Here is a 26,613-nt window from a genome sequence, read left to right on the forward strand (position 1 = left end):
TAATGCTTTATTCAACATTGAATGATGTGGCTTTTAAATCCGGGAATATTCAGCGCTGTTGAGGCTGATTAAGAATGAGCGCTCGAAAAAATACTTTGGACAAAGCGGGTGAAGCGGTAATTCTGTTCTGCAAAGAAATTTTGCGAAGGTGCGACTTTAAATGCAGTCAAGACTTTGAGATTATCTTCTGTTTGAAGTGTTTTTTCAGTTTTTTGTTGCTGAATCGCTTTTTCAATCGGCGAAGTCTTGCTTTCAACAGTGCTTACTGTAGGCTTCGGCAAATCTGTCTTCACAACCACGGCATGACCGAGTTGAATCGAGAACAACATAATCAGGCTTAGGATGCTGGCTGTGAATAATGTAAATTTCATATCCAAACTTCCTCCTTACTTCGGGTTGGTTTTATTTTGTTAAAAATGTTTTTTTAATACTCTGCCTACAATTTAATCACAGTTGATCATAAAGAAGTAGAACCAAGTCACATTTTTTACAAAAGAAATAATATAACTCTGTGGAAAATTACTAAAAAAACGTAATTTCCTGTTTTAGTGGCCTATTTTTAACAGAAAACTGTGAAGACAACGTGAAGAACTGTCTTATATTGTAGCAGAAGATTAATTTTATGGCGAAATATGTATCCGGATTTAATTGTTAGGAGATATCTCAAAATCAGAAATAGATTATAAATATTATTATAAGCATATGATTGTTAGGTTTATTTTTGATTTGTATAGTGCAGATCATATAAACAATGAGTTACATATGATGAAAAGAATAATAGCATCAGCAATCTTGACAATTATAGCAGGAACAGCAGTACAGAATTCAATCGCCAAAGATTTCCTGAATGTGTCTTATGACCCGACCCGGGAATTTTATCAGGAGTATAACGAAGAATTTGGCAAGTTCTGGAAGCAGAAAACCGGACAGACGGTTAATTTTAAGCAATCACATGGCGGTTCAGGCAAGCAGGCACGTTCAGTGGTCGACGGTTTGCAGGCCGATGTGGTGACCTTGGCATTGGCCAATGATATCGAAGAAATTGTCAAAGCAGGTTTAATCGAGAAAGGCTGGCAAAAAGAGTTTCCGAGCAATTCGGCACCTTATACTTCTACGATCGTATTTCTAGTACGTAAAAGTAATCCAAAGCAAATTCAAGACTGGAATGATCTAACCAAACCGGGCGTAGAAATTATTACCCCAAATCCCAAAACCGGGGGTGCACCGCGCTGGATCTACCTGTCTGCTTGGGGTTATGCACTGAAACAACCTGGCGGTAATGATGCTAAGGCCAAAGAGCTGGTGAAAAAGCTCTATAGCAATGTCAAAGTACTCGACTCCGGTGCGCGTGGTTCGCTGACCACTTTTGCCGAGCGCGGTATCGGGGATGTGCTTTTATCCTGGGAAAATGAAGCCTTGCTGGCAACACAAGGCTTGGGTAAAGACAAGTACGACATCGTCTATCCATCGATTTCAATTCTGGCCGAGCCATCGGTGGCAATTGTCGATAAAAACGTGAATAAAAATGGCACGACCCATCTGGCAAAAGGCTATTTAAACTATTTATATTCACCGAAAGGGCAGGAGCTGGCTGCGAAATATTTCTTCCGTCCGCGGGACGCTAAAGTCGCTGCCAAATATTCGGCCCAATTCCCGAACATTCAAACCTTCACCATTGATAAAGTCTTTGGCGGCTGGGCCAAAGCGCAAAAAACGCATTTTATCAATGGGGCGATTTATGATCAGATTTATAATGAAAAAAGATAGCTAAACAGCGGTTTAGAATGAGATAAAGAAAATGGTCAAGTTATTATCCATTTTCTTTATATCTAATGCATAAAATTCTATATATTAGAGATAAGTAGAATAATAATTAACTTTTTCTTTTAAAAACAAAATACTAATCAAGAAAAACCTTTCATTCTATCGTGTTGCACCAGTAGCGGGTGAATTGCGATAAATGATTTTATTTCATATAGTTATAACCAATGAAGATAAACTCCCTGTTACTATGAAAACTCAATTCAAATCGTTGTTTAGTGCTGCCTTATTGGTGGCCGGTTTAGGCATGACTGCAACTGCCGCTCAAGCCGCAGACCGTCAATTTCTAAATGTGTCTTATGATGCCACACGCGAGTTCTACGACGAATTTAACAAATCATTCGGCGCTTACTGGAAAAACCGGACTGGTCTGGATGTGAATTTCAAGCAGTCACATGGCGGTTCGGGCAAACAGGCACGTTCTGTGGTCGATGGTTTGAAAGGTGATGTGGTGACTTTGGCGCTGGCCAATGACATTGAAGAAATTGTGAAATCTGGTCAGATTCAGCCAGGCTGGCAAAAGGAATTTCCTCATAACTCGGCACCTTATACCTCAACGATCGTATTCATGGTCCGCAAGGGCAACCCGAAAGGCATCAAGGACTGGAAAGATTTGACCAAGCCAGGGGTGCAAATTATTACCCCGAACCCGAAAACCGGTGGCTTACCGCGTTGGGTGTATCTGTCTGCATGGGGTTATGCCGAGAAACAGCCGGGTGGTAACAAAGCCAAGGCGCAGGATTTTGTTGGCAAGCTTTATAAGAACGTCAAAGTAATGGATTCTGCTGCACGGGCTTCAATGACCACCTTTGCTGAGCGTGGTATTGGCGATGTATTACTGACCTGGGAAAATGAAGCCTTGGTCACGCAAAAAACCTTGGGTAAAGACAAGTTTGATATCGTTTATCCATCGATTACGATTTTGACTGAACCCTCAGTAGCGATTGTGGATCGTACCGTAGATAAAAATGGCAATAAATGGTTAGCAACCGGTTATATCAATTACCTGTATTCACCATTGGGTCAGGAAATGGCTGCTAAGCATTTCTATCGTCCACGTAATGAAAAAGTATTGGCCAAATATTCGGCACAGTTCCCGAAAATCAAAACCTTTACCATTGATGAGGTCTTTGGTGGTTGGGCCAATGCACAGAAAACCCATTTTGCCAATGGTGCAATTTTTGACCAGATTTATAACAGCAAGCGTTAATTGATCTGCGAAGTCATCTTGCTGATAAAAAAAGCCTCCTGAACTGGAGGCTTTTTTTGTGGCAGAAAATGCTAAAACGGTTTTCTCTATGGAAAGTAATATTTATCTACAAAAAGTCGTTTGGAGCTTTGCTCAAACAGGGTGATAATGTGCAGTTAAATTTTTCCCCCTACTGATTGAGTTTTTATGTCACATATTTCTGTATTACTTCACGAAACGATTGATGCCTTGTTGGCGGGTCGCAATACGGGAACTTATGTGGATGGAACCTTTGGCCGGGGCGGACATACGCGTTTATTGCTGTCTAAATTAGATGAACATGCACGTGTTTATGCCTTTGATAAAGACCCACAGGCACTGGCGGTGGCGGCCGAACTCGAACAAGAAGATTCACGTTTTAAAATTATCCATGCCAGCTTTGCTGATCTGAAAGAGGCATTGGCTGAACTGGCTATTGAACAAGTTGATGGGGTAATGGCGGATCTGGGTGTTTCTTCACCACAGCTGGATCAGGCTGAACGTGGCTTCAGTTTTATGAAAGATGGCCCGCTGGATATGCGTATGGACAACTCGCAAGGTCCAACGGCAGCAGAATGGCTGACCCAGATTGAAGAAGAAGCACTGGCGAATATCATTTTTAAATATGGTGAAGAGCGTTATAGTCGCCGTATTGCCAAGGCTATTAAGGCTGCCGGATATATTGATACCACGGCCAAGCTGGCCGAGATCGTAAAAGTAGCGCACCCGAAATGGGAAAAAAACAAGCATGCTGCGACCCGTACTTTCCAGGCGATTCGTATTGCTATTAACAAGGAATTAGAAGATATTGAAATCTTCTTGCCTCAGGCGGTAGAAATCTTGAAGCCGCAAGGGCGTTTGGCGGTGATTAGTTTCCATTCACTGGAAGACCGCTTGATTAAACAATTTATTCAAAAAGAGTCAACGCTTGAAGAGGATTCAGGCTGGGGAATGCCACAACAACAGAAAGATACGCGACGTTTGAAGAAAGTTGCTCGTGTTAAAGCCAGTGAGGAGGAGGTTAAAGCCAATCCCCGTTCACGTAGCGCATGGCTCCGGGTAGCAGAACGTTTAGCTTAATAGGCAGATCATGAGAACGGAAGTGGTTGATAAAAAAACAGAAAAATTGTGGCTGAAAAAAGTTGCAATTTATCTCATGCTGATACTGATGGTCTTTGTCAGTGCAGTATTTGTGGTATTTCAGGTGTTTGAATACCGTCAGGACAACAGAAAGCTAAGTACTTATCTGCGTGAGCGCGATGATCTCAATGCGGAGTGGGGCCGTTTGCTGATTGAACAGCAAACTTTTGGCGCGACGGCACAGATCGGTACGCGTGCAGTGACACAGTTGCGTATGTATTCCCCTCCAGTTTCACAGAGTGTGGTGATTTCCTTACCACAAACTTCAGATGAGAAAAAATAAGGCTAGCGTTCGGACATGGTAGACAAGAGAAAGAAGCAACCGGTACGTAAAAAACAATCGGTCACCGACAAAAATGCCTCAAATGTTTATATCAATCGTTTTTACATCATGTGGGCGGTGGTGTTGCTGTGTTTCGTGACACTGATTTGCCGTGCCTTCTATGTGCAGATTATTAATAAAGATTTTTTGCAGAATAAAGCCAATGCCAATATTTTAAGAACCAATACCATCAAGGCGATGCGTGGCGTGATTTATGATCGTAATGGGATTCCATTAGCGATTAGTACCCCGATCATGAAAATTGTGATTGATCCACGTGATTATTTTGACAATAAAAAGCTCTATGATGAAACCATGCTGGCGCTGGAAAAAGAACCGAATAGCCGCAAACTCAAACGTCAGTTGCCGGATAAAAACCTGAATCTGGATGAGCTGGCTGATGCAGTCGGTATGGATCGGGCAGAACTGCGCAAAAAAATGCAAGAACGTCCGCGTTCACGTTATCTGATCCTGAAAAAAGAAGTTCCGCCACAACAGGCCGAACTGATCATGAAGCGTAATTTTCAGGGCGTATATACCGAGAAAAACTATAAGCGCTATTATCCGCAGCCGCAGCCGAACTCTCAGATTATTGGCCTGACCAATAGTGAGGGCATAGGGATTGAAGGTCTGGAAATGCAGCTGAATGCCCGTCTTTCTGGTAAGGATGGCGAGCAGCAGATCATTCGAGATAAGAAAGGCAACCGGGTTAAAGAACCGGAAGTGATTAAAGAAGTTGAACCGGGCGAAAATATTACCTTAAGTATCGACTCGCGTCTGCAATATATCATGTACCGTGAGCTGACTGCGGCCGGAGTTGCCAACAATGCCCGTTCGGCGACTGCGATTGCTGTAGATGTCAAAACCGGTGAAATTCTGGCGCTGTCTTCATGGCCATCGTATAACCCAAATGACAAAAACAGCCTGCTTAACAAGGATGCCATGCGTAACCGCGGGGCGGTCGATTCCTTCGAACCGGGTTCGACCATGAAGCCGCTAACCGTGGCAATGGCGCTGGAAAGTGGCAAATATACAGCGAATTCAGTGGTGAATACCACACCAGGCAGTATGCGGGTAGGTAATCATACCATTCGTGATACCCATAATTATGGTCAGTTGACCCTAGGTGGTATTATCCAGAAATCATCTAACGTTGGTGTGGCTAAACTGGCCTTGTCGCTGCCGTATGAAACCTTGCCGACCTTCTATAAACGTTTGGGTTTTGGTCAGCGGTCAGCGGTGAAATTCCCGGGTGAAAGTGCCGGTCTGATTCTGCCTCCTAGCAAATGGAATGTGTCAGAAGTGGCGACCATGTCCTATGGTTATGGTCTGAATGCAACGGTACTTCAGCTGGCTGATGCCTATGCCATGCTGGCCAATAAAGGCGTAAAAATGCCGCTAAGTCTGTATAAGCTGGAAGAACAGCCGCAGGGTGAACAGATGATCGATGCCAATATTGCCGATCAGGTGCTGATGATGATGGAAACCGCAACCTTGCCAGGTGGTACGGCGACTCGCGCCACCATTCCAGGCTATCGCGTGGCAGGTAAAACCGGTACTGCACATAAGCTGCGTGCTGACCGTAAAGGTTATTCGACCAATGAATACCGGGCTTTATTTGCCGGTGTAGCACCCGTCAGTGATCCACGGATCGCCATGGTGGTAGTGGTAGAAAACCCACAGGGTACCTACTATGGGGGTACCGTATCTGCACCAGTCTTTGCCCGCGTGATGCAGGAATCTCTGCGTCTCCTGAATGTCCCTTTGGACAAACCTTTAGAAACTCCCAAAGTCCAGTAAATAGGTGATCAATGTCTATTACATTTCAAGATATCTACACCTCTCATGAGGTCGCTGACTGGATGAAGAAATCCTTTCAGGGCTTCGAGCTGGATAGTCGTAAAGTCAAACCGGGACAGATTTTTATTGCCCTGACCAGCCTGTCACAACCAAAAAAAACTGCTCAATTTGCCCAGAAAGCTTTGGATCAGGGTGCATTGGCTGTGATTTCAGAAACTGAGCTGGAGGTATCTCCAAATCTGGTAGTGGCAGATGTGCGTTATCTGATGGGGCAGTGGCAAAAGCAGTATTTGCAAGCGACTCAACCTGTTCAAGCTGCTCGAATTCTGGCAGTTACCGGCACCAATGGTAAAACCACGATTTCTCGCTTGGTGGCTGAATTCATCATGCTGCAAGGTAAAGCCTGTGCAGTGATGGGTACCACGGGTAACGGGATTTTGCCAAATCTGGAAGCATCTTCGCATACCACCCTGGATGCCTTGCAACTGCAAAATGCCTTGCATGGCTATGCGCAGGCCGGTGCGGAGTTTGCCTCGATTGAAGCCAGTTCGCATGGTCTGGAACAAGGCCGCTTGAATGGTTGTGATATCGAGATTGCAGGCTACAGCAATTTGAGTCGTGACCATCTGGATTATCATGGAACGCTGCAAGCTTATGCAGAAGCAAAGTCTGGTTTATTCCGGTTTGAATCTTTAAAAGTGGCTGTTATCAATATCGATGATGAACATGCACAGATCATGCTGGATGCCGCGAAAAATAATCCGGCACAGCCTAAAATTTTGACTTATTCCACCAAGCAAAAAGCGGATTATCAGGTTCAGGATATTCAGTACAGCATTTCAGGTGCGACCTTTAAACTAGAAACTGCTTCTGCTGAATATATGATTAACAGTCCACTGCTGGGTCATTTCAATATTGAAAATCTGGTCGCTAGTCTGATCATGGTGGAACAGGCCGGATTTGACTTGGAAAGTTTGATTGCAACTGTGCCCCAGCTCAAAGGTGCGCCCGGTCGGATGCAGGTGCTGCGTGATGGCGAACGTCTGTTTGTGGTGGATTATGCCCATACCCCGGATGCCCTGACTCAGGTTCTGGTGACCTTGAAACGGCATGTCTCACAAAATCTCTGGGCAGTCTTCGGCTGTGGCGGCGACCGTGATCGCGGTAAACGTCCACTGATGACCCAAGCTGCATTAGAGGGTTCCGATATCGCAGTTCTCACTTCTGATAACCCGCGGACCGAAGATCCGGCACAAATTTTTGCGGATATGAAAAATAGCATCGATTTTTCCGGCAAAATCTATCATGAAATTCATGACCGTCGTGAAGCAATCAAGTTTGCCGTTAAACAGGCGCAGGCGGGTGATATTGTGGTGATTGCAGGAAAAGGGCACGAAAATTATCAGGAAATTGATGGCGTACGTCACTGGTTTGATGACGTGGTCGAAGTGCAGGCTGCGATTGATGGCCAGCATTGCAACACAGATACTGCCTATTCAGCGCATTAGGATTCAGATATGCATACCTCAACAACAAGTACTGCGGCGCTGGAGCCGTGGAGTATAGAACAATTACAGCAGGCCACCCAAGGCTACTGGCTGAATGATAAAAAGCCTGCAGGCCAGATCAAACGGATTTTGACCGATTCACGTGATGCAGAAGCAGGTGATGCTTTTCTGGCGCTGAAAGGCGAGCGTTTTGACGCGCATGACTTTATTGCGCAAGTGGCGGCTCAAGGTTGTGACATTGCCATTGTCAGCCGTCCAGTGGATGCTGATATTTGCCAACTGGTGGTAGAAGATACCCGTCTGGCATTGGGATTGTTGGGGGCTTATCGCCGTCAGCAGAATCCTCAGCTCAAAGTGATTGCCTTGACCGGCAGCAGTGGTAAAACCACGACTAAAGAAATGCTGGGGAGCATCCTGTCGCGTCTTGCGCCGACCTTGGTGACGCGTGGTAATTTGAATAATGACCTTGGCGTGCCAGTAATGTTGCTGGAGCTGCGTTCTGAACATCAATATGCGGTGATGGAACTCGGTGCAAGTCATCAGGGTGAAATTGATTACACTTCAAACATGGTGCAGCCGCATGTAGCCGGAATTATTAATATTGGCACGGCACACTTGGGTGAATTTGGCGGCCGTGACGGAATTTGCCGTGCAAAATCCGAAATTTATGCGCATATCTCTGAGACTTCGATTATTCCTGCTGCCGATGATTTTGCTGAAGCCATTCGTGCCGCAGTAAGAACTGAAAAAAGCTTAAGTTTTGGTACGGGTGGTGAAGTCTATGCCAGCGATATGGTGCTTGAAGCTCAATCTTCAAGCTTCACACTGAATACGCCACAAGGCTCGAAAACAGTTCAGTTACCATTTGCCGGCGAGCATAATGTCGAGAATGCCACAGCTGCCGCTGCATTTGCCTTGGCGATTGGTATTAATCTTGATGATATCGTGGCTGGCCTGGAACAGGCAGTCGGTGCTAAAGGTCGCTTAAACTTTATTCCGCACAAAGAATTTTTATTTATTGATGACACCTACAATGCCAATCCGGGCTCAATGCGAGCGGCGGCTGAAGTGTTAGCACAGCAGCAAGGCATCCGGGTGATGGTGACCGGCGATATTGGTGAACTCGGTTCATCTGCCGCAATCGAGCATTACAAGCTCGGTCGGGATCTGGTCTCGGTAAAAGGTATTAATTTTGTGGTGGCTGTGGGTGAATTCGCTCCTGCCGCACAAGAAGGTGCCCGTAGTACGCAATATGGTAAGAAAATGCAGGCTTTCCTGAATCAGGAGCAGGCCTTACCGTTTTTAATTGATTTGATTGAAACACATCATCCCCAGCCGATATCTTTGCTGTTCAAAGGGTCGCGTTATACCCATATGGAAACATTGATGGCTGCATTGATGGAGAAACTCTAAATGCTGTTATGGCTATTTGACCATCTGGCGGGCTTTGATAGCACGTTTCAGGTAGTTCGTTATTTAACTTTACGTGCTCTGCTGAGTGTCTTGACGGCAATGACCATTGGTTTGGTCTTGGGTCCGATCATGATCCGCAAACTGCAGGCGCTGAAATATGGTCAGGCGGTCAGTTCGTTTGCTCCTGAAAATCATGCCAAGAAAATGGGCACACCGACCATGGGTGGGGTGCTGATCCTATTATCCATCGGGATTTCGACTTTGCTCTGGGCAGATCTGTCTAATCCTTATGTCTGGATTGTGCTGGCGGTGATGGTAATTTTTGGTGCCGTGGGCTGGGCTGATGACTGGATCAAGATCCGTTATAAAGACAATGCCGGTTTGCCTGCGAAGAAAAAATTCTTCTGGACTTCAGTGGGTTCGTTGGGTGCTGGTATTGCCTTGTATGTGATTGCACAGCAACAAACCAATCCGGTACATACCGCGAATATGCTGGATTTGCTAATTCCATTCTTTAAGGATCTAACCATTCCTTTGTCGGTCATTCCATTGGGTATTGGCTTCATTATTTTCACTTACTTCGTGATTAATGGGGCATCCAATGCAGTGAACCTGACCGATGGTCTGGATGGTCTGGCGATCATGCCGATTGTACTGGTGGCTGCAGGTTTGGGCGTATTCGCTTACCTCGCGGGTGATGTGCGTTTCGCCAACTACCTGCATATTCCTTATGTGAAATACTCGTCTGAGCTGGTGGTGATCTGTGCAGCCATGATCGGTGCCGGTCTGGCATTTCTCTGGTATAACGCCCATCCGGCCCAGGTATTTATGGGAGATGTTGGAGCCTTATCCCTCGGTGCGATGCTGGGTACCATTGCTGTCATGGTTCGTCAGGAAATCGTGTTTGCGATTATGGCGGGTGTATTTCTGGTTGAGGCGATTTCAGTATTCTTGCAGATCGGTTCATTAAGAATGCGTAATAAACGCGTATTTCTGATGGCGCCGCTACATCATCATTATGAAAAGAAAGGCTGGCGTGAAACCCAGGTGGTGATCCGTTTCTGGATTATTACGATTATGCTGGTAGTTTTGGGCCTAATGACCTTAAAATTGCGCTAAGAAATGCATGAGAAAAAGTCGGCGCATGCCGGCTTTTTTGTTTTGGAGAAAATGATGAATTTACTCATGTGCCCAGTCTGTCGCCAGCAGTTGAGCTTAAATGAAAGAACATGGCGATGTGAGAATCATCATAGCTACGATGTGGCCAAACAAGGTTATGTGAATCTGCATGTAGTTCAGCATAAGCATAGTAAAAATCCGGGTGATACACCTGAATCGGTACAGGCGCGCCGTGCATTCCTGAGTGCAGGTCATTATGTGCCCCTACAGCAGGCTGTGGTCGAGAAAATCCGAGACTTACGGATTGAAAACCTGCTGGATATCGGCTGTGGCGAAGGCTATTACACCAATGCCATGCAGGCTGAAGTGCTGCAATGTGTAGGGGTCGATATTGCCAAGAATGCAGTTCAGGTGGCTGCCAGACTGAATAAAGACATTACTTGGGTGGTGGGAACCGGGGCAACCTTGCCAGTACTGGATGAATCGATTGATCTCTGTACCAGTTTATTCAGTCCGATTCCAAAACAGGAAATCCTGCGGGTATTAAAGCCAAAATCTTATCTGATGGTGGTAACACCGGCACCACAACATTTATATGCCATGCGTGAAGCACTGTTTGAAGAAGTCAAACCACATGAGCCACAAAAGTTTGTTGAGCAACTGCAAGATGAATTTGATCTGGTTCGTGAGCAGGTAATTGATGCACCAATGATTTTGCCACAGGCTGATTTAAAAAACCTGATTGCCATGACCCCTTATGCCTATAAAGCCAAACCGGAACGCCGTCTGGCTCTGGAGCAACATGACCGGTTTGAACTGATGGCACAGTTCCAGATTTTCTTGTTCCAGAAGAAATAAAAATTGAATATATAAAAGCCCTCAACTGAGGGCTTTTATTTTTATATAGCAGCAGATTACTGGACTTCTTCGATCAGGTTTTCCAGGGAGTCTACCCGGTTCGGCTGTAGCGGCTGTTCTGGCGATACAGATTCATTACCTGGTAAGCGTGTTGGCTGATCCGGTAAATCCTCAAAATCATTTTGCTGACGTTTTGGCACGACAACTGGAGCGGGGCGGTAAAGTGCTGTCGCCAGAGGTGGAGAAGCCGGATGATTTTGCGGCTCCTCACCCTGAACCACCTTGTTGCGATTTACAGGTGCCTTGGCATTACGGTCTAAACGTACCCAGGCTTCCGGTTGGCCTTTTAATGCCTTGCCCATAAAATCGGTCCAGATCGGTAAAGCTGCTACACCACCATATTCACGGCGACCTAAAGTCGTCGGCTGGTCAAAACCGACCCAGGTAACCGTTACCAGCTTGCCATTGAAGCCGGCAAACCAGGCATCTTTGGCATCATTGGTGGTACCGGTTTTACCACCAATATCACTACGACCAATTCTTAATGCGGCACGACCGGTACCATACTGAATGACATCACGTAGAATATTGGCCATGTCATAGGCAGAGCTGGATTTTAAAATACGTTCTGCCTGACGATAATTGCTGTCTTCATCTGAAATTTTCGGGGTCTCGGGTTTCTGGCCCAAGGTCGTATTGTTGATTGCAATTACTTCATCATCGGCGGTAATGGGGTCAGTGACTTGAACGGGTTCTTCTTTTTCATTAATACATGAAATGCACGCATATTCAGGCTTGGCTTCAAAGATGGTGTTGCCATAGGCATCTTCAATACGCGTAATAAAGTGCGGCTGAATTCGGTAACCGCCATTAGCAAAGGTAGCATAACCGGTGGCCATCTGAATTGGAAGAACCTGCGGCGTACCCAAGGCAATGGTATAGTTACGTGGAATCTGACTGTCCTGTAAACCAAAGTCCATAAATAACTGACGTGTACGTTCAATTCCGACCGTCTGCAATAAGCGCACTGAGACTGTATTACGTGACAGATAAAGGGCACGGCGTAACGGGATCATGCCAAGATAACGTCCATCCGAGTTACGCGGTGACCATTTGCCAATGGTAATAGGTGCATCATTGACCATAGTATGTGGCGTCATGCCACGTTCTAAAGCCAGTGCATAAACAAAAGGCTTAATAGTAGACCCAGGTTGACGCCAGCCTTGGATGGCCCGGTTAAATTTTGACTGATAAAAATTATATCCGCCCACAATAGCTTCAATTGCACCATTATTTGGATTGATAGCAATCAGCTGTCCTTGTACTTTGGGAATCTGTACCAGTGACCAAGAGGTTTTATTTTCATTGGGTCTTAAACGGACAATATCTTTGACTTTAACAATCTGGGAGGCTTTGCCGGGTGCCCCGCCTACACTGTTAACGTTACGAAAGCGACGTGCCCAAGACATGCCTGACCACGGAACAGTCACGCTGCTCCCATCCTGCATGAGTGCTTCAAAACTGGAAGTGCCTACCTTGGTTACTTGCGCAGGGTAGGTATTGGCATAGGCGCGGAAATTTTCAAGGGGTTGATCATGTGCTTCAGCTCCTCGCCAGCCGTGTCGACGGTCATAGGCTTCTAAACCTTCTTGTACCGCTTGCTCGGCATAGGTCTGACGTTCACTATGAATAGTGGTATAGACTCTATAACCAGAATCGATCGCCTGTTCACCAAAGTTTTGTACCAGCTCAGAACGTACCATTTCACCCACATAAGGGAATTTATTACGGGTACTGCGATCCGGCATGTCCAGATTAATCGGTTCAGCAATGGCCTGCTGATACTGGCTCTGGTTTAAATAGCCCAATTGCAGCATACGTCCCAAAATCCAGTTACGACGCTCCAAAGCACGCTTGGGATTAGCAACCGGATTATAGCGGGAAGGTGCTTTAGGCAGGCCGGCGATCATGGCCATCTGTGCATTTGAAAGTTCTTCTAGACTCTTGTTGTAGTAAATTTTAGCTGCCGCTGCGATACCATAAGCATTTTTCCCCAGGAAAATTTTATTGACATACAGGGTCAGAATTTCTTCTTTACTTAGGTTTTGCTCAATTTTACGGGCCAGAAAAATTTCAGTCAGTTTACGTTTCAAAGTCCGTTCAGGACTGAGGTAATAATTTTTTGCCACTTGCATGGTAATAGTCGAGCCACCGGTCTGGACATCCGAACCGGTCACGGTCTCGCTGAGGGCGCGTCCCAAGCTTTTAAAGCTGATGCCGCTATGCTCAAAAAAGCTAGAATCTTCCGCTGCGAGGAACGCATGAATAAACTCCTGTGGAATTTGTTCATATTTCACGGGAACTGAAAGCTTGCCACCATATTCGGCAATTAATTCATTATCTGAACTAAATACTTGTAAAGGCTTTAATAAAGGTGCCTTTTTAAGCGTGGACATTTCAGGCAAAGATGGGGCAATATAGAGATACATGCCATAGAAACCCATCGGAATTGAGATCAGTATAATGATAATGATCAAAAAAAATGGATGAACAAGGCCTGAACAAGATAGCTTTTTCATAACAAGTAAGTTTTAATAAGAGCTAATGGCGAACTAATTACCGGTCAGTATATCCTGTCGATATCCATATTGTTAGATCAGTTATTGTATCTATATAAAATTATAGGCTGGACCAATTGGTAAGTTAGATTGAATTGGGGACAAAAAAATAATAGGAAGTATATTGTGCGCAGGTTATATCGTAAACCGAATAAGGGGTTAATAGGAGTCGATATTAGTTCGACTTCTGTTAAGGTTTTAGAACTTTCTGTAAAAAGTGGCCGTTATTGGGTAGAGAGTTATGCTTTGGTCCCATTATCGGAAAACAGTGTTGTTGAAAAAAATGTCTTAAATCCAGAAGCAGTTGCTGATGCCCTTGGGCGCGCAATTAATTTGGGCAATACCCAGTCGAATCAGACCGCTTTTGCAATACCCACCTCAATGGCGATCACCAAGATCATTGAGATGGATGCAGATATGTCGGATGACGAACGTGAAGTTCAGATTCGTGAAGATGCGGAACAATATATTCCTTTCCCTCTCGATGAAGCCAGTCTGGATTTTGAAGTTCTGCCAGACCGTCTTGCCAATCCGAACCGGGTAAATGTGCTGCTGGTCGCGACCCGCATCGAAAATGTCGAAGCACGTTCCGAAGTTTTGGAAATTGCCGGACTGACACCCAAGATTGCAGATGTAGAAAGCTTTGCACTGGAAAATGCCTTTAAAGTATTTTCAGATACTTTGCCAATGGGGGTTAATACGGTCGGTATTTTAGATATTGGGCATAGTATGACCACCTTGTCGGTCATGCAGAATAACAAGATTATTTATACCCGTGAGCAGGTGTTTGGCGGCAAGCAGTTGACTCAGGAAATTCAGAACCGTTATGGATTGTCATTTGAAGAAGCTGGGCGTGCTAAAAAAACCCGTGCCTTGCCAGATGATTATGATATTGAAGTGCTGGAACCTTTTCTGGATGCGGTGGTACAGCAGGCGGCCCGTTCATTGCAATTCTTCTTTTCATCTTCTCAGTTCAATGAGATCGACCATATTTTACTGGCTGGCGGAAATGCCAATATTCCGGGGCTGGCAAAATTATTACAACAAAAACTCGGTTACCGTGTCACGATCGCGAATCCATTTTTGCAAATGGGCTTTTCTCCGCAAATTGATATTAAAAAAATTGAAAATGACGCGTCATCACTCATGGTTGCATGTGGATTGGCCTTAAGGAGTTTTGATTAATGGCAAGAATTAACTTACTTCCTTGGCGTGATGAGCTAAGAATTAAAAGAAATAATGAATTTGTGGCGATTTGTGTGGGGGCACTGTTCTTAGGCTTAGCAGCAGCGGGTTCTACCTGGTTTTATTATGATCAAAAACTTCAGGATCATGAACAGGCCAATCAGCTGATTCAAAGCACCAACCAGAATCTGGATGTGCAGTTAAAGGCACTAGAGGGTTTGCAAGAACAGCGTAATGCGATTGTCGAGCGGATGAAACTGATTCAGGGATTACAGACCCAGCGTCCGATTGCAGTACATCTGATTGATGAAATTGTGCGGGTCACCCCGAGCAATATGTACATCACCAAATTCCAGCGTACCGGCGATAAATTTACCATTGAAGGTAAAGCTGAGAGTCCTAATACCGTAGCTGAACTGCTACGCAATCTGGAAGCTTCATCTTGGTATCGGAATGCCTTTATGAACGCTTTCCTGGTGGCTGAAGAAGCCAAAGAAAAGGCGCCGAGCTCGATTATTCCACGTGTGGAAGAATCTTATGGCAGTTTTACTGTAACTGTAGATCTGGATCAGATCGCTCAGCCAGTACTTAACGAAGAACAACAAGCAGTTACTACAACTACGGGGGCATCATCATGAGTAATGACGAGTACGATGAGTTCAACCAGGATGTCGTCGCTGTACCCAAAAATAAAATGACTGTTGAAAAGTTTTTTCAACAATTCAATACCTTAGATCCAAATAATTATGGTGGCTGGCCTTTAGCGGTCAAAATTACCTGCTGGATCTTCATTGCTGCATTGGCATTTGCGGTGATTTACTTTGTCATGATCAGAAGCACGATTGAATCGATTTCGCAAGCCAGTGCCCAAGAACAAAACCTGCTGAATGAATTTCGCGAAAAAGAATCCAAATTACGCAACTTACAACAATATCAAATCCAGCTGCAGGAAATGGAAGCCCGTTTTAACCAGCAGTTAGAACAATTGCCGAAAGAAACTGAAATTCCGGGTCTGGTTGAAGATATTAACCTGAGCGGCGTGAATTCAGGCCTGAAGTTTAAAAATATCCGACTGGAACCTGAAATTAAGCAAGAATTCTTTATTGAGCAGCCAATTGCGATTGAAGCTACTGGGGATTATCACGCTTTTGGTTCCTTTGTGAGCAGTATTGCCGGCTTGTCACGTATCGTTACGCTACATGATTTCACGATTACCGGTACTGAAAACAAAGAGAAAAAATCTGAAATTCCGGTTATTGATTATGTGGTAAAAGCCAAAACTTATCGTTATGTCGGTAATGCTGAAGGTGCTGCAATGCCAGCAGCTGACAGCACGGCTCAGGGGGCGCAGTAATGAAAAAAATTAAAATTACTTCGGCTTTAACGCTCGGGTTTTTATTAGTGGGATGTGATTCCCGTATTGATGCGGTCAATCAGGAAATGGCCAATATTCGTAATCAGCCGCCTTTGCCGATTGAACCTGCGCCTGATTTTATGCCAGTTGAAACCTTTAATTATGCAGCGCACCAGATCAAAAGCCCATTTTTACCAAGTTCTCTGGCTGCTGAACTGAAAATTATGGCCGGGAAACGGGTTTATCCAAATTTGTCACGTCAGTTGCAACCACTAGAAAGTTATCCGCTGGAAACCTTGACCATGAAAGGCAGTATGCGTAATCAGGCGGGACAGATTCTGGCTTTAATCCAGACCCCTGATGGTGAGGTTGAGCGGATTCAGCGTGGCAGCTATATGGGACTTAATCATGGTCGTGTAATTGGAATTACACCGACACAGATCAATCTGATTGAGATTATTCCAGATGGCCGTGAGGGATATGTGGAACGTCCGCGGAGCCTGGTTCTCATCGGGCCGGCGCCATAAGGTTTTAAAGGAATAACAATGAATAAGAGTATTAAAGAATTTATTTTTGGGGATGCTAATACAATGAATCGTGTGTTTCGTCAGTTTTCAATGGGTGCTGTTGCGATTGCGGTGATGCAAGCAGCCAGCGCACAAGTGGCCGTAACGAATGTGGTACCTATGCAGCTTCCTGGTCAAGGAACTGAAATTCGGGTGATGTTTAATGGTTTACCACCTCAACCACAAGCCTATCAGTTAGAATCACCGTCACGTTTGATTCTGGACTTTGACAAGGCCCAACAGAATTTAAAACAAAGCAAAATTCCGGTCGCAACGCGTGAAGCCAGTTCGGTCGATGTAACTTCGGATGCGCAGCGTGCCCGTTTGACGGTTAATCTGACAGATGCAGGTGCCTTTACCACTCGAGTAGAAGGCAATACTTTTATTCTTAAAATTAACTCGGCAACTCCTGTAGCCATGGCTCAACCTGTGCAGCAACAGTCAGCTCAGGGTATTAGCAATATTGGTTTCCAGCGCGGTGCGCAAGGTGAAGGCCAGGTCGTTATTGATCTATTAGGAAATAATACTCCTGTTGATGTACAGCAGCAGGGTACCAAGGTTATTGTGCGCACTTTAGGTTCCAAGATTCCGGCTCATTTGACCCGCCGTCTTAATGTGACTGATTTTGCGACTCCGGTATCAAGTGTGGATGCTGTGAATCAAAATGGTTCAGGAGTCATTACGATTCAGTCTGCGGAAAGTTATGAATATATGGCTTATCAGACTGATAACAAGCTGACCATCAGCTTGAAACGACCAGAAGCCAAGAGTCCATTGCGTCCTAAAACCGTTGCCTATACCGGTAAGAAGATTTCTTTAGATTTTCAGGATATCGAAGTCCGTCGTGTATTACAGCTCCTGGCAGATTTTACCGATATCAATATGGTGGCTGCAGATAGTGTACAAGGTAACATTACCTTGCGCTTGAAAGAGGTACCTTGGGATCAGGCGCTGGACATTGTGCTGAAAACCAAAAATCTGGATAAACGCCGCAATGGCAATGTGATCTGGATCGCACCAGTTACAGAGCTGATAAAGGCTGAAGAGGAAGAAGCTAAGGCGATTAAGCAGAGTGTTGCACTTGCGCCTATCCAGACGGAATATATGCAGCTCAGTTATGCCAAAGCCGCTGATATTGAGAAACTGATTACGCAGAATAAAGGCGCATCTAGTTCAGGCGGCTCGAGCAGTACGAATAATAATGAGGGTGGGGAAAGTTTATTAAGTTCCCGTGGTTCTGTGTCTGTTGATGCACGAACCAATACCATTATTGTCAATGATACCCAGCTCTTTATTGATAAAATTCGTAATATGGTAGATCTGCTCGATGTACAGGTGAAGCAGGTGATGGTCGAAGCGCGTATTGTTCGAGCTACCACTGACTTTACCAAAGAGATGGGAGTGAAATGGGGAATTCTGTCTCAAGGGATTACCAACAATGATAGTCTTCTGGTCGGTGGTAGTGACACGACGTTATGGGATCTCAGAGATCCTAAAGAAAATGATTTGGGTGGATATACTTATGAGATTCAGCGTCCACAAAACCTGAATGTGGATTTGGGGGTAACCAGTCCGGGTGCCAGTCGTATCGCCTTTGGTTTAATCAGCCTTTCTGATTTTATGCTAGATCTTGAATTGTCTGCACTTCAGGCAGATGGCTATGGTGAGGTGATTTCTACCCCTAAAGTACTGACTGCGGACAAGCAGAAAGCGACTGTTGCCTCTGGTTCTCAAATTCCGTATCAGTCAGCAGAGGGTGGTGGTGCGAATGCAGTATCTACTACGGAATTTATTGATGCTACGCTAAGTCTGGATGTCACACCAAGCATTACGCCAGATGGCAAAGTACAGATGGAACTCAATATTACCAGTGACTCACCGGGTAACCCGACACCGACTGGACAGCTCACTATTAATAAAAACCAGATCACTACCAATGTCTTGGTGGATAATGGCGAAACAGTGGTTCTAGGCGGTATTTTTGAGCAAGAAACCCGTAATGCGCAAACTAAGGTACCTTTCCTGGGGGATATTCCTTATGTAGGACGTTTATTCCGTAAAGATTTAAAGTCGGATAATAAACGTGAGCTACTGATTTTCGTTACACCTCGAATTGTTAATGACAGTGTTTCAAGAAATCATTAATATATTTTGAATTTAACAAAACGAATAGGTGACTCCTTGCCAAGCAACGAGTTTGAAACCCTGCCAAATATTTATTTGGTAGGGCCGATGGGGGCCGGGAAAACAACAGTAGGACGACATCTCGCAGAATTGTTAGGGCGTGAATTTCTAGACAGTGATCATGAAATTGAACGTAAAACAGGCGCGACCATTCCCTGGATTTTTGAAAAAGAAGGGGAGCAGGGTTTCCGTGACCGTGAAACTGCTGTCATTAATGACCTTACCTCACGTCCCCATCTGGTTTTAGCCACTGGCGGTGGTGCCATTACTCAGACCTTAAATCGGGATTATCTGAAACAGCGCGGAATTGTTGTCTATCTCTATACGCCGGTTGAAATTCAACTGCAACGCACCTATCGCGATAAAAACCGTCCCCTCCTTCAAGTCGAAAATCCGGAACAAAAGTTGCGTGATTTACTGGCAGTTCGTGATCCCTTGTATCGAGAAGTGGCACATCATATTATTGAGACCAATCAGGGTGCTGCACGAGATCTGGCGCAGCGGATTCTCAATCTCATTGTTTCTAAAAATTAAGTTCATTGAATCAAGTGGTTAATCAAGCATGCAAACCTTATATGTAGAACTCGGAGAACGTCGTTATCCTATTTTTATTGGAAGCGATCTGGATCCACAGGCCTTATTGGCTCCCTATATTCAGGGCAAGCAAGTGATGATTGTGAGTAATACCACAGTTGCACCACTTTATTTACAGCGTTATCAAACTGCAATTGAAGCTCTGGACAAACGTGTTGCGACTTGCATTTTGCCTGATGGTGAAAAATATAAGGATAGCCAGCATCTAAACCTGATTTTTGATGCGCTGCTTGAAGCCGGGTTTAACCGCGATTGTACTGTACTAGCATTAGGTGGTGGCGTCATTGGGGATATGGCCGGATTTGCCTCGGCCTGCTTCCAGCGCGGAGTGTATTTTATTCAGGTACCGACCACCTTGCTGTCGCAGGTCGATTCTAGTGTGGGTGGAAAAACCGGGATCAATCATCCGCTGGGTAAAAACATGATTGGCGCTTTCCAGCAGCCGCAGGTGGTGCTGGCAGATATGTCGCAGCTTGCTACTTTACCGGACCGTGAGCTTTCAGCAGGACTGGCTGAAGTGATTAAATATGCTTTACTTGGTGATGAATCATTTATGGTCTGGCTGGAAGCGAATATGGAAGGCCTGATTGCTCGTGATGAGCAGTTGCTTGCCGAAGCCGTTTACCGTTCATGTGCACATAAAGCGCGGATCGTAGCCAATGATGAGAAAGAGCAGGGTGAGCGTGCATTGCTGAACCTGGGCCATACCTTTGGACATGCGATTGAATCCTACCTGGGTTATGGGGTGTGGTTACATGGTGAGGCGGTTGCCACCGGTATGGTGATGGCTGCGGATCTGTCACAGCGTATGGGCTGGATTTCTCAAGAAGATTTAGAACGTACAAAAAAAATCATTTCTCGTGCCAAACTTCCTGTGGTTTGTCCTAAAATCCCTCTGGATGATTTTCTGGCCTATATGGCCCATGACAAAAAAGTCTTGAATGGACAATTGCGTCTGGTGTTGTTAAAGCAATTAGGCCAAGCAGTAATTACTCGAGAATTCGATTTCGAGTTAATGAAACAGACAATTTTAGCCAATCAGGTATAGGTTTAGTTTTATGGCAGCGTTACATACTCCTTGGCAAAAGGTTCAGCATTATTTCTGGCTGGTCTGTGGAGTAGGCTGTCTTTTTGCTGCCTTGATTTTCTGGGCAGCTACTGATTCAGATGAAGTCATTGAAATTGAAAAAAAACCTGAAACCGAAGTCCAGTTGCAGATTCAGCCAGAAAAAGTCGCAACAATGACCCATCTTGGTGCACTTTCTGATGAAGTGAAACCACTTGACCTGACCACGCGTACTATCGTGAATGCCAGTCATGAACCGGAATTTCGCGGTACCAAGTTTGTTAATGAAGCGAAAAACCAGCATGCAATTGAATTGTTTCGCGTGACCAATGAAGCAATATTAAAAAGTTTCCTTAAAAAACAGCCAGATCGTAAGCCTTTTATTTACTTAAGAATATCGGGTGAAAATCAGCCAGAGCAATATGTGTTGTTATATGGTCAATTTAAGACTGCGGCACAAGCGAATCAGGCGCTTTCAACCCTCAATTTGAATTTACCTGCTTCGGTCAAGCCTAAAGTGGTACAAATCAAGCAGTATGTCAGTCTGGTAAATAGTCTGGGTTCAGAAGAATTAGCCAGTAATCAAAAGCTTTACGAAATTCATTTGAAAAATGTGCCTTTGCCAAAAATAGATGAATCGGCACGAATCAGACAGCAAACCCAGCCGGAAATCAAACTGCGTAGTCCTGATGCCGCTACAACCAGTACCACAATTGTGCGTCGTGACACCTCTGGAAATGTGGTCGATGTGCAGAAATCTGAAAGCGCTGTAGAGAGTATGCCCCAACCGCAAAACAACTCTCGTCCTAGTCAGAACACTAATCCTCGTCCTCAAAATAACGAGATTAGTGATCCATTTAATTAGTCCGGTCTAAAATAGCGCACCTAGAAAATTAAAGAATCAAAAATGAGCGCTTTTGGTGCAAAAAATGCACATTGAAAATTATCTGTCTGGCGCTTATCTGCGCTAAATCTTTGTCATCTGTATAGTTTTCATTTTTGCTCTGTTTATTGGCATGGAATTTGCTTTATTGGTGCATGAATTGAATTAATCTCCCTGTTTTAGCGCGAAAAATGATTCGATGACACTATGTGAATGTCATATTTATTCCTGATTTTTATGTTATTCATCAGCAAAATAAACTTTATTTTTTATGCATTCTGTCTGAAAAAGGACTACGCTGAAGAAATAGAGAACAATGTTTTTGCTCTATCAAGACAGTCTTCGAAAGTTCATTAAACGCAGCGCAGAGAAGAATTTAGATTGTTTAACAGCCTATTGAGGCTTCGTGAAAGAAGGGTACGCTATGCACATGCCATCGCCTAATAATGTAGCTCCCGCTCAAGGTTTATACCAACCGGATGAGTTTAAAGATAACTGTGGTTTCGGTTTAATTGCCCATATGCAGGGTGATGCAAGCCATGATCTCGTCAAGACTGCGATTCATAGTTTGAGTTGCATGACCCACCGTGGTGGTATTGCCGCAGATGGCAAGACTGGAGATGGTTGTGGTTTGCTCTTGGCGATGCCAAAAAAATTCTTCCGTGAAGAAGCAAAACGCTTAAGCGATACCACCTTAAGTGAAGTCTTTGCTGTAGGTTCGGTATTCCTGAATCTTGATCCTGCGCTTGCGGCACATGCCAAACAGGTTTTAAACAAAGAGATTGAAGCTGAAGGTTTGATCGTTCTGGCCTGGCGTGTGATTCCAACCAATGTCGATGCCCTAGGTGAAATTGCTTTGCAATCGATGCCAGCATTTGAACAGATTATTGTTAATTGCCCGATGGGCGTGACTGAGGTTGAATTTAACCGTAAGTTATTCCTGGCGCGTCGTCGTGCAGAACAATTGTTGGTGAATGATACGTCTTTCTATGTCACTACTTTATGTTCAACGGTGATCAGCTATAAAGGCTTGATGATGCCAGAAGCGATTGCAGATTTTTATACAGATCTGGCAGACCCGCGTCTGGAATCGCATATTGTGGTGTTCCATCAGCGCTTCTCGACCAATACCTTGCCTCGCTGGCCGTTGGCACAGCCGTTCCGTTACCTCGCACACAATGGTGAAATCAATACTATTACTGCGAACCGTAACTGGGCCATGGCACGTGTACCAAAATTTGAAAATCCGTTATTGCCCGGTTTAACAGAATTGAATCCGATTGTGAACCGTACCGGTTCGGATTCTTCGAGCCTGGACAACATGCTGGAGATTCTGGTCGGTGGTGGCATGGATCTGTTTCGTGCCCTCCGTATGCTGGTTCCGCCTGCCTGGCAGAATGTGGAAACCTTAGATGCTGACTTGCGTGCCTTCTATGAATTCAACTCAAAACATATGGAAGCCTGGGATGGTCCTGCAGGTCTGGTGATTCAGGATGGCCGACATGCGATCTGTATGCTGGATCGTAACGGTCTGCGTCCTGCGCGTTGGGTCATTACCAAAAATGGTTATATCACGCTGGCTTCTGAAATTGGCGTCTGGGGTTATCAACCTGAAGATGTCATTTCTAAAGGACGTGTTGGCCCCGGCCAAATGCTGGTAATCGACACACAAACCGGCAAGGTGCTGGATACGCAAGATGTCAATAATCATCTAAAACGTATGCGTCCATACCGCGAATGGTTACGTGAAAATTCTGTGCGTCTGCAAGGTAGTCCAGAGCTGGAAGAATATTTATGTGATCAAGGCTTAAAAGGTGATGGCCTGAAAGCGGCACAGAAAATGTTCATGGTGACCTTTGAAGAGCGAGACCAGTTGCTGCGCCCGATTGCCGAAAGTGGTCAGGAAGCGGTAGGCTCAATGGGTGATGATACCCCAATGGCGGTATTGTCACGTCAGGTACGTCATGTATCGGATTATTTCCGCCAGCAGTTTGCACAGGTGACCAACCCCCCAATCGATCCGCTACGTGAGTCGATTGTGATGTCACTGGAAACCTGTTTTGGCCGTGAACAAAATGTATTTGAACAGGGTCCTGAACATGCTGATCGTCTGATCGTATCAAGTCCAGTACTATCCAATTCTAAAATGCATCAAATCCGTACCCTGGGTCGTGCCGGCTATGAAATTGCAGATATTGATCTGAACTATACTGAATCTGAAGGTTTGGAAGCAGCAATTGCGCGTATCTGTGAAGAATCTGCTCAAGCGATTCGTGATGGTAAAACCTTACTGGTACTTTCCGACAAGAAAATCCGTGAAGGCTACTTACCTGCCAATGCATTCATGGTGACCGGTGCTGTGCATCATCACCTGATCAAGACTGGTTTACGTACCGATGCGAATCTGATTATTGAAACCGGTTTTGCCCGTGATCCCCATCAGTTTGCAGTGCTACTTGGTTTTGGTGCAACTGCGATCTATCCATATCTGGCCTATGACGTGATCAATGATCTGGTCGCCAAAGGTGAGTTGTTGGGTGACCCAATCTATGCGCAAAACAATTTCCGTAAGGGGATTGAGAAAGGTCTGCTGAAAGTTCTTTCGAAAATGGGTATTTCTACGGTTGCTTCTTATCGTGGTGGTCAGTTGTTTGAAGCAGTGGGTTTATCTAATGAAGTGGTAGATAAATGCTTCATCGGTGTGCCAAGCCGTATTCAGGGTGCAACTTTTGTCGATCTTGAAAATGATCAGAAACAGTTGGCGGATATCGCCTGGAAAAACCGTAAGCCAATTGATCAGGGCGGTTTGCTGAAGTTTGTCTTTGGCAAGGAATATCATGCCTTTAACCCGGACGTGATCAACTCGCTACATAAAGCAGTACGTTCTGGGAACTACGCAGATTTTAAAGAATATGCAGAACTGGTGAACAACCGTCCGATCGCAACGATCCGTGACTTATTTAAACTGAAAACAGACAACTCGATTCCAGTCGAACAAGTGGAATCTGTGGAAGAGATCCTGCCTCGCTTTGACTCTGCGGGTATGTCTTTGGGCGCATTGTCACCTGAAGCACACGAAGCGATTGCGATTGCCATGAATACCATTGGCGGTCGTTCAAACTCGGGTGAGGGCGGTGAAGATCCAGCGCGTTACGGCACCATCCGTAACTCGAAAATCAAACAAATTGCATCGGGCCGTTTTGGGGTAACGCCTGCTTATTTAACATCAGCAGAAGTTCTCCAGATTAAAGTCGCGCAAGGTGCAAAACCAGGTGAAGGTGGTCAGTTGCCGGGTGGTAAAGTGAATGGACTCATTGCCCGTTTACGTTACTCTGTGCCGGGCGTTACCCTGATTTCGCCACCTCCGCATCACGACATCTATTCAATTGAAGATTTATCACAGTTGATCTTTGATTTAAAACAGGTTAACCCACAGGCGATGGTGTCAGTTAAGCTGGTTTCTGAACCGGGTGTCGGTACGATTGCGGCAGGTGTAGCGAAAGCCTATGCCGATTTCATTACCATTTCTGGTTATGATGGCGGGACAGCGGCTTCTCCACTTTCTTCAATTCATCATGCAGGTTCACCATGGGAACTGGGTCTTTCTGAGGCACATCAGGCCCTTCGTGTGAATGACCTGCGTGGTAAAGTTCGCGTACAGACAGATGGCGGTCTGAAAACCGGTCTGGATGTCGTCAAAGCAGCAATTCTGGGTGCAGAAAGCTTCGGCTTTGGTTCAACCCCAATGATTGCATTAGGTTGTAAATACCTGCGTATCTGTCACCTGAATAACTGTGCAACCGGTGTGGCAACCCAGCAAGACCATTTACGTCAAGAGCATTATATTGGCGAGCCACAAATGCTGATCAACTTCTTCACTTTTATTGCTGAAGAAACCCGTGAATGGCTGGCAGCACTTGGTGTGTCGAGTCTGAAAGACCTGATTGGCCGTACGGATCTGCTGGAAGTCTTGCCAGGTGAAACTGCAAAGCATGCACATCTTGATTTAAGCAAATTGCTTGAGTCACATCCTGCTGCAGAAGGTAAAGCACAGTACTGCGAAGTACAGGGCAATGCACCATTCGATAAAGGGATTCTGGCAGAGAAAATGGTGGATGAGATTCTGCCTGCGATTGAAGCAGGAACTGGCGGTGAATATAGCTTCACGATCGGTAACTGTGACCGTTCGATTGGTGCCCGTCTGTCTGGTGAAATTGCGAAACGCTATGGCAACCTGAGCATGGAAGCCCATCCGGTAAAAGTTCACCTGAATGGTACTGCGGGCCAGTCGCTGGGTGTCTGGAATGCCGGTGGTCTGCATATCAGTCTGGAAGGCGATGCCAATGACTATGTTGGTAAAGGCATGGCTGGCGGTCGCATCTCGATCTTCCCGCCAAAAGGTTCGCCATTCCAGACGCAAAATACCGCAATTATTGGGAATACCTGTCTGTATGGTGCGACTGGCGGTAAATTATTTGCTGCCGGTACGGCAGGCGAACGTTTCGCAGTACGTAACTCGGGTGCATTTGCCGTAATTGAAGGTGCAGGCGATCACTGCTGTGAATATATGACCGGTGGTATTGTGACAGTGCTGGGTAAAGTTGGACATAACTTCGGTGCGGGTATGACTGGTGGTTTTGCTTATGTGCTTGATCTGGATAATGACTTCGTTGATTATTATAACCACGAGCTGATTGAGCTGAATCGTATTTCAACTGAAGCGATGGAAGAGCACAAAGCCTTCCTGGGTCGTATTCTCGATGAACATATTAAAGAAACGGGTAGTGCTTGGGCGTACAAGATCCGCCATGAGTTTGACTTTTACAGCCGCAAGTTCTGGTTGGTAAAACCAAAAGCAGCCAACTTGCAAACACTGTTAAAAACAACTCAAGCTGATCCACAATAATTCCACTACTGCAGAAACATAGGCAGATGTAAGGCAACTGTGAACCCC

At 45.2% G+C, this 26,613-nt stretch carries 20 protein-coding genes; 18 read left to right on the forward strand and 2 right to left on the reverse strand.

The genetic code is table 11. From position 1 onward, the window contains the following. Positions 1-68: 68 nt before the first annotated feature. Positions 69-371, reverse strand: a complete 303-nt coding sequence (locus tag VXQ11_RS09300; RefSeq protein ID WP_004281126.1) for a hypothetical protein — start codon at positions 369-371, stop codon at positions 69-71. A gap of 394 nt (positions 372-765) precedes the next feature. Here VXQ11_RS09300 and VXQ11_RS09305 point away from each other — a divergent pair, with 394 nt between their 5' ends. From VXQ11_RS09305 to VXQ11_RS09345, 9 genes are all read left to right on the forward strand, one after another. Beyond that, the gene (locus VXQ11_RS09305; RefSeq protein WP_416705889.1) at positions 766-1,767 is read left to right on the forward strand and encodes a sulfate ABC transporter substrate-binding protein; all 1,002 of its coding nucleotides are present in this window, start codon (positions 766-768) and stop codon (positions 1,765-1,767) included. A gap of 244 nt (positions 1,768-2,011) precedes the next feature. Beyond that, positions 2,012-3,031: a sulfate ABC transporter substrate-binding protein gene (locus VXQ11_RS09310; RefSeq protein WP_416680940.1), complete on the forward strand. Its 1,020-nt coding sequence runs from the start codon at positions 2,012-2,014 to the stop codon at positions 3,029-3,031. Between the two features lie 186 nt (positions 3,032-3,217). Continuing rightward, a complete protein-coding gene (rsmH, locus tag VXQ11_RS09315; RefSeq protein ID WP_416680939.1) occupies positions 3,218-4,129 on the forward strand; it encodes a 16S rRNA (cytosine(1402)-N(4))-methyltransferase RsmH in 912 nt (303 codons plus the stop codon). 10 nt (positions 4,130-4,139) lie between these two features. Next, positions 4,140-4,472: a cell division protein FtsL gene (gene ftsL, locus VXQ11_RS09320; protein ID WP_064094610.1), complete on the forward strand. Its 333-nt coding sequence runs from the start codon at positions 4,140-4,142 to the stop codon at positions 4,470-4,472. Positions 4,473-4,487: 15 nt separating this feature from the next. After that, on the forward strand, positions 4,488-6,311 hold the full coding sequence (gene ftsI, locus VXQ11_RS09325; protein WP_191730929.1) for a penicillin-binding protein PBP3: 1,824 nt from the start codon (positions 4,488-4,490) through the stop codon (positions 6,309-6,311). Positions 6,312-6,322: 11 nt separating this feature from the next. Continuing rightward, complete coding sequence (locus tag VXQ11_RS09330; protein WP_416705890.1) at positions 6,323-7,819, forward strand: UDP-N-acetylmuramoyl-L-alanyl-D-glutamate--2,6-diaminopimelate ligase; 1,497 nt, start codon at positions 6,323-6,325, stop codon at positions 7,817-7,819. A 9-nt stretch (positions 7,820-7,828) separates the two neighbouring features. Then, entirely contained in the window at positions 7,829-9,232 is a 1,404-nt protein-coding gene (locus tag VXQ11_RS09335; protein WP_191730930.1) for a UDP-N-acetylmuramoyl-tripeptide--D-alanyl-D-alanine ligase, read from the forward strand. Continuing rightward, positions 9,233-10,351, forward strand: a complete 1,119-nt coding sequence (mraY, locus tag VXQ11_RS09340; protein ID WP_064102373.1) for a phospho-N-acetylmuramoyl-pentapeptide-transferase — start codon at positions 9,233-9,235, stop codon at positions 10,349-10,351. 54 nt (positions 10,352-10,405) lie between these two features. After that, positions 10,406-11,209, forward strand: a complete 804-nt coding sequence (locus VXQ11_RS09345) for a putative RNA methyltransferase (protein ID WP_416680954.1) — start codon at positions 10,406-10,408, stop codon at positions 11,207-11,209. A gap of 56 nt (positions 11,210-11,265) precedes the next feature. Here the strand turns inward: VXQ11_RS09345 and ponA are convergent, their stop codons facing one another. After that, complete coding sequence (gene ponA, locus VXQ11_RS09350; RefSeq protein WP_416705891.1) at positions 11,266-13,788, reverse strand: penicillin-binding protein PBP1a; 2,523 nt, start codon at positions 13,786-13,788, stop codon at positions 11,266-11,268. Between the two features lie 165 nt (positions 13,789-13,953). Between ponA and VXQ11_RS09355 the strand changes: the two genes are divergently transcribed. The 9 genes from VXQ11_RS09355 to gltB all read left to right on the forward strand — a co-directional run bounded on the left by VXQ11_RS09355 (position 13,954) and on the right by gltB (position 26,565). Continuing rightward, positions 13,954-15,012: a pilus assembly protein PilM gene (locus VXQ11_RS09355; RefSeq protein ID WP_064094604.1), complete on the forward strand. Its 1,059-nt coding sequence runs from the start codon at positions 13,954-13,956 to the stop codon at positions 15,010-15,012. Then, the gene (locus VXQ11_RS09360; RefSeq protein ID WP_064094603.1) at positions 15,012-15,650 is read left to right on the forward strand and encodes a PilN domain-containing protein; all 639 of its coding nucleotides are present in this window, start codon (positions 15,012-15,014) and stop codon (positions 15,648-15,650) included. The genes VXQ11_RS09355 and VXQ11_RS09360 overlap by 1 nt, the downstream gene beginning before the upstream one ends. Continuing rightward, entirely contained in the window at positions 15,647-16,366 is a 720-nt protein-coding gene (locus VXQ11_RS09365; RefSeq protein WP_416680934.1) for a type 4a pilus biogenesis protein PilO, read from the forward strand. Before VXQ11_RS09360 ends, VXQ11_RS09365 begins: the two co-directional genes overlap by 4 nt. Further along, complete coding sequence (locus VXQ11_RS09370; protein WP_064094601.1) at positions 16,366-16,893, forward strand: pilus assembly protein PilP; 528 nt, start codon at positions 16,366-16,368, stop codon at positions 16,891-16,893. The genes VXQ11_RS09365 and VXQ11_RS09370 overlap by 1 nt, the downstream gene beginning before the upstream one ends. 18 nt (positions 16,894-16,911) lie before the next feature. After that, complete coding sequence (gene pilQ, locus VXQ11_RS09375; protein WP_064102376.1) at positions 16,912-19,077, forward strand: type IV pilus secretin PilQ family protein; 2,166 nt, start codon at positions 16,912-16,914, stop codon at positions 19,075-19,077. Positions 19,078-19,113: 36 nt separating this feature from the next. Then, positions 19,114-19,650, forward strand: a complete 537-nt coding sequence (gene aroK, locus VXQ11_RS09380; RefSeq protein ID WP_416680933.1) for a shikimate kinase AroK — start codon at positions 19,114-19,116, stop codon at positions 19,648-19,650. Between the two features lie 28 nt (positions 19,651-19,678). Continuing rightward, positions 19,679-20,758, forward strand: a complete 1,080-nt coding sequence (gene aroB / locus VXQ11_RS09385) for a 3-dehydroquinate synthase (protein ID WP_064102377.1) — start codon at positions 19,679-19,681, stop codon at positions 20,756-20,758. A gap of 10 nt (positions 20,759-20,768) precedes the next feature. Further along, positions 20,769-21,641, forward strand: a complete 873-nt coding sequence (locus tag VXQ11_RS09390) for a hypothetical protein (protein ID WP_064102378.1) — start codon at positions 20,769-20,771, stop codon at positions 21,639-21,641. A gap of 448 nt (positions 21,642-22,089) precedes the next feature. After that, on the forward strand, positions 22,090-26,565 hold the full coding sequence (gene gltB / locus VXQ11_RS09395; protein ID WP_416705892.1) for a glutamate synthase large subunit: 4,476 nt from the start codon (positions 22,090-22,092) through the stop codon (positions 26,563-26,565). Positions 26,566-26,613 lie beyond the last annotated feature (48 nt).

This window comes from Acinetobacter sp. 197, assembly GCF_048148385.1.
In the GTDB taxonomy this organism is placed as follows: domain Bacteria; phylum Pseudomonadota; class Gammaproteobacteria; order Pseudomonadales; family Moraxellaceae; genus Acinetobacter; species Acinetobacter pecorum.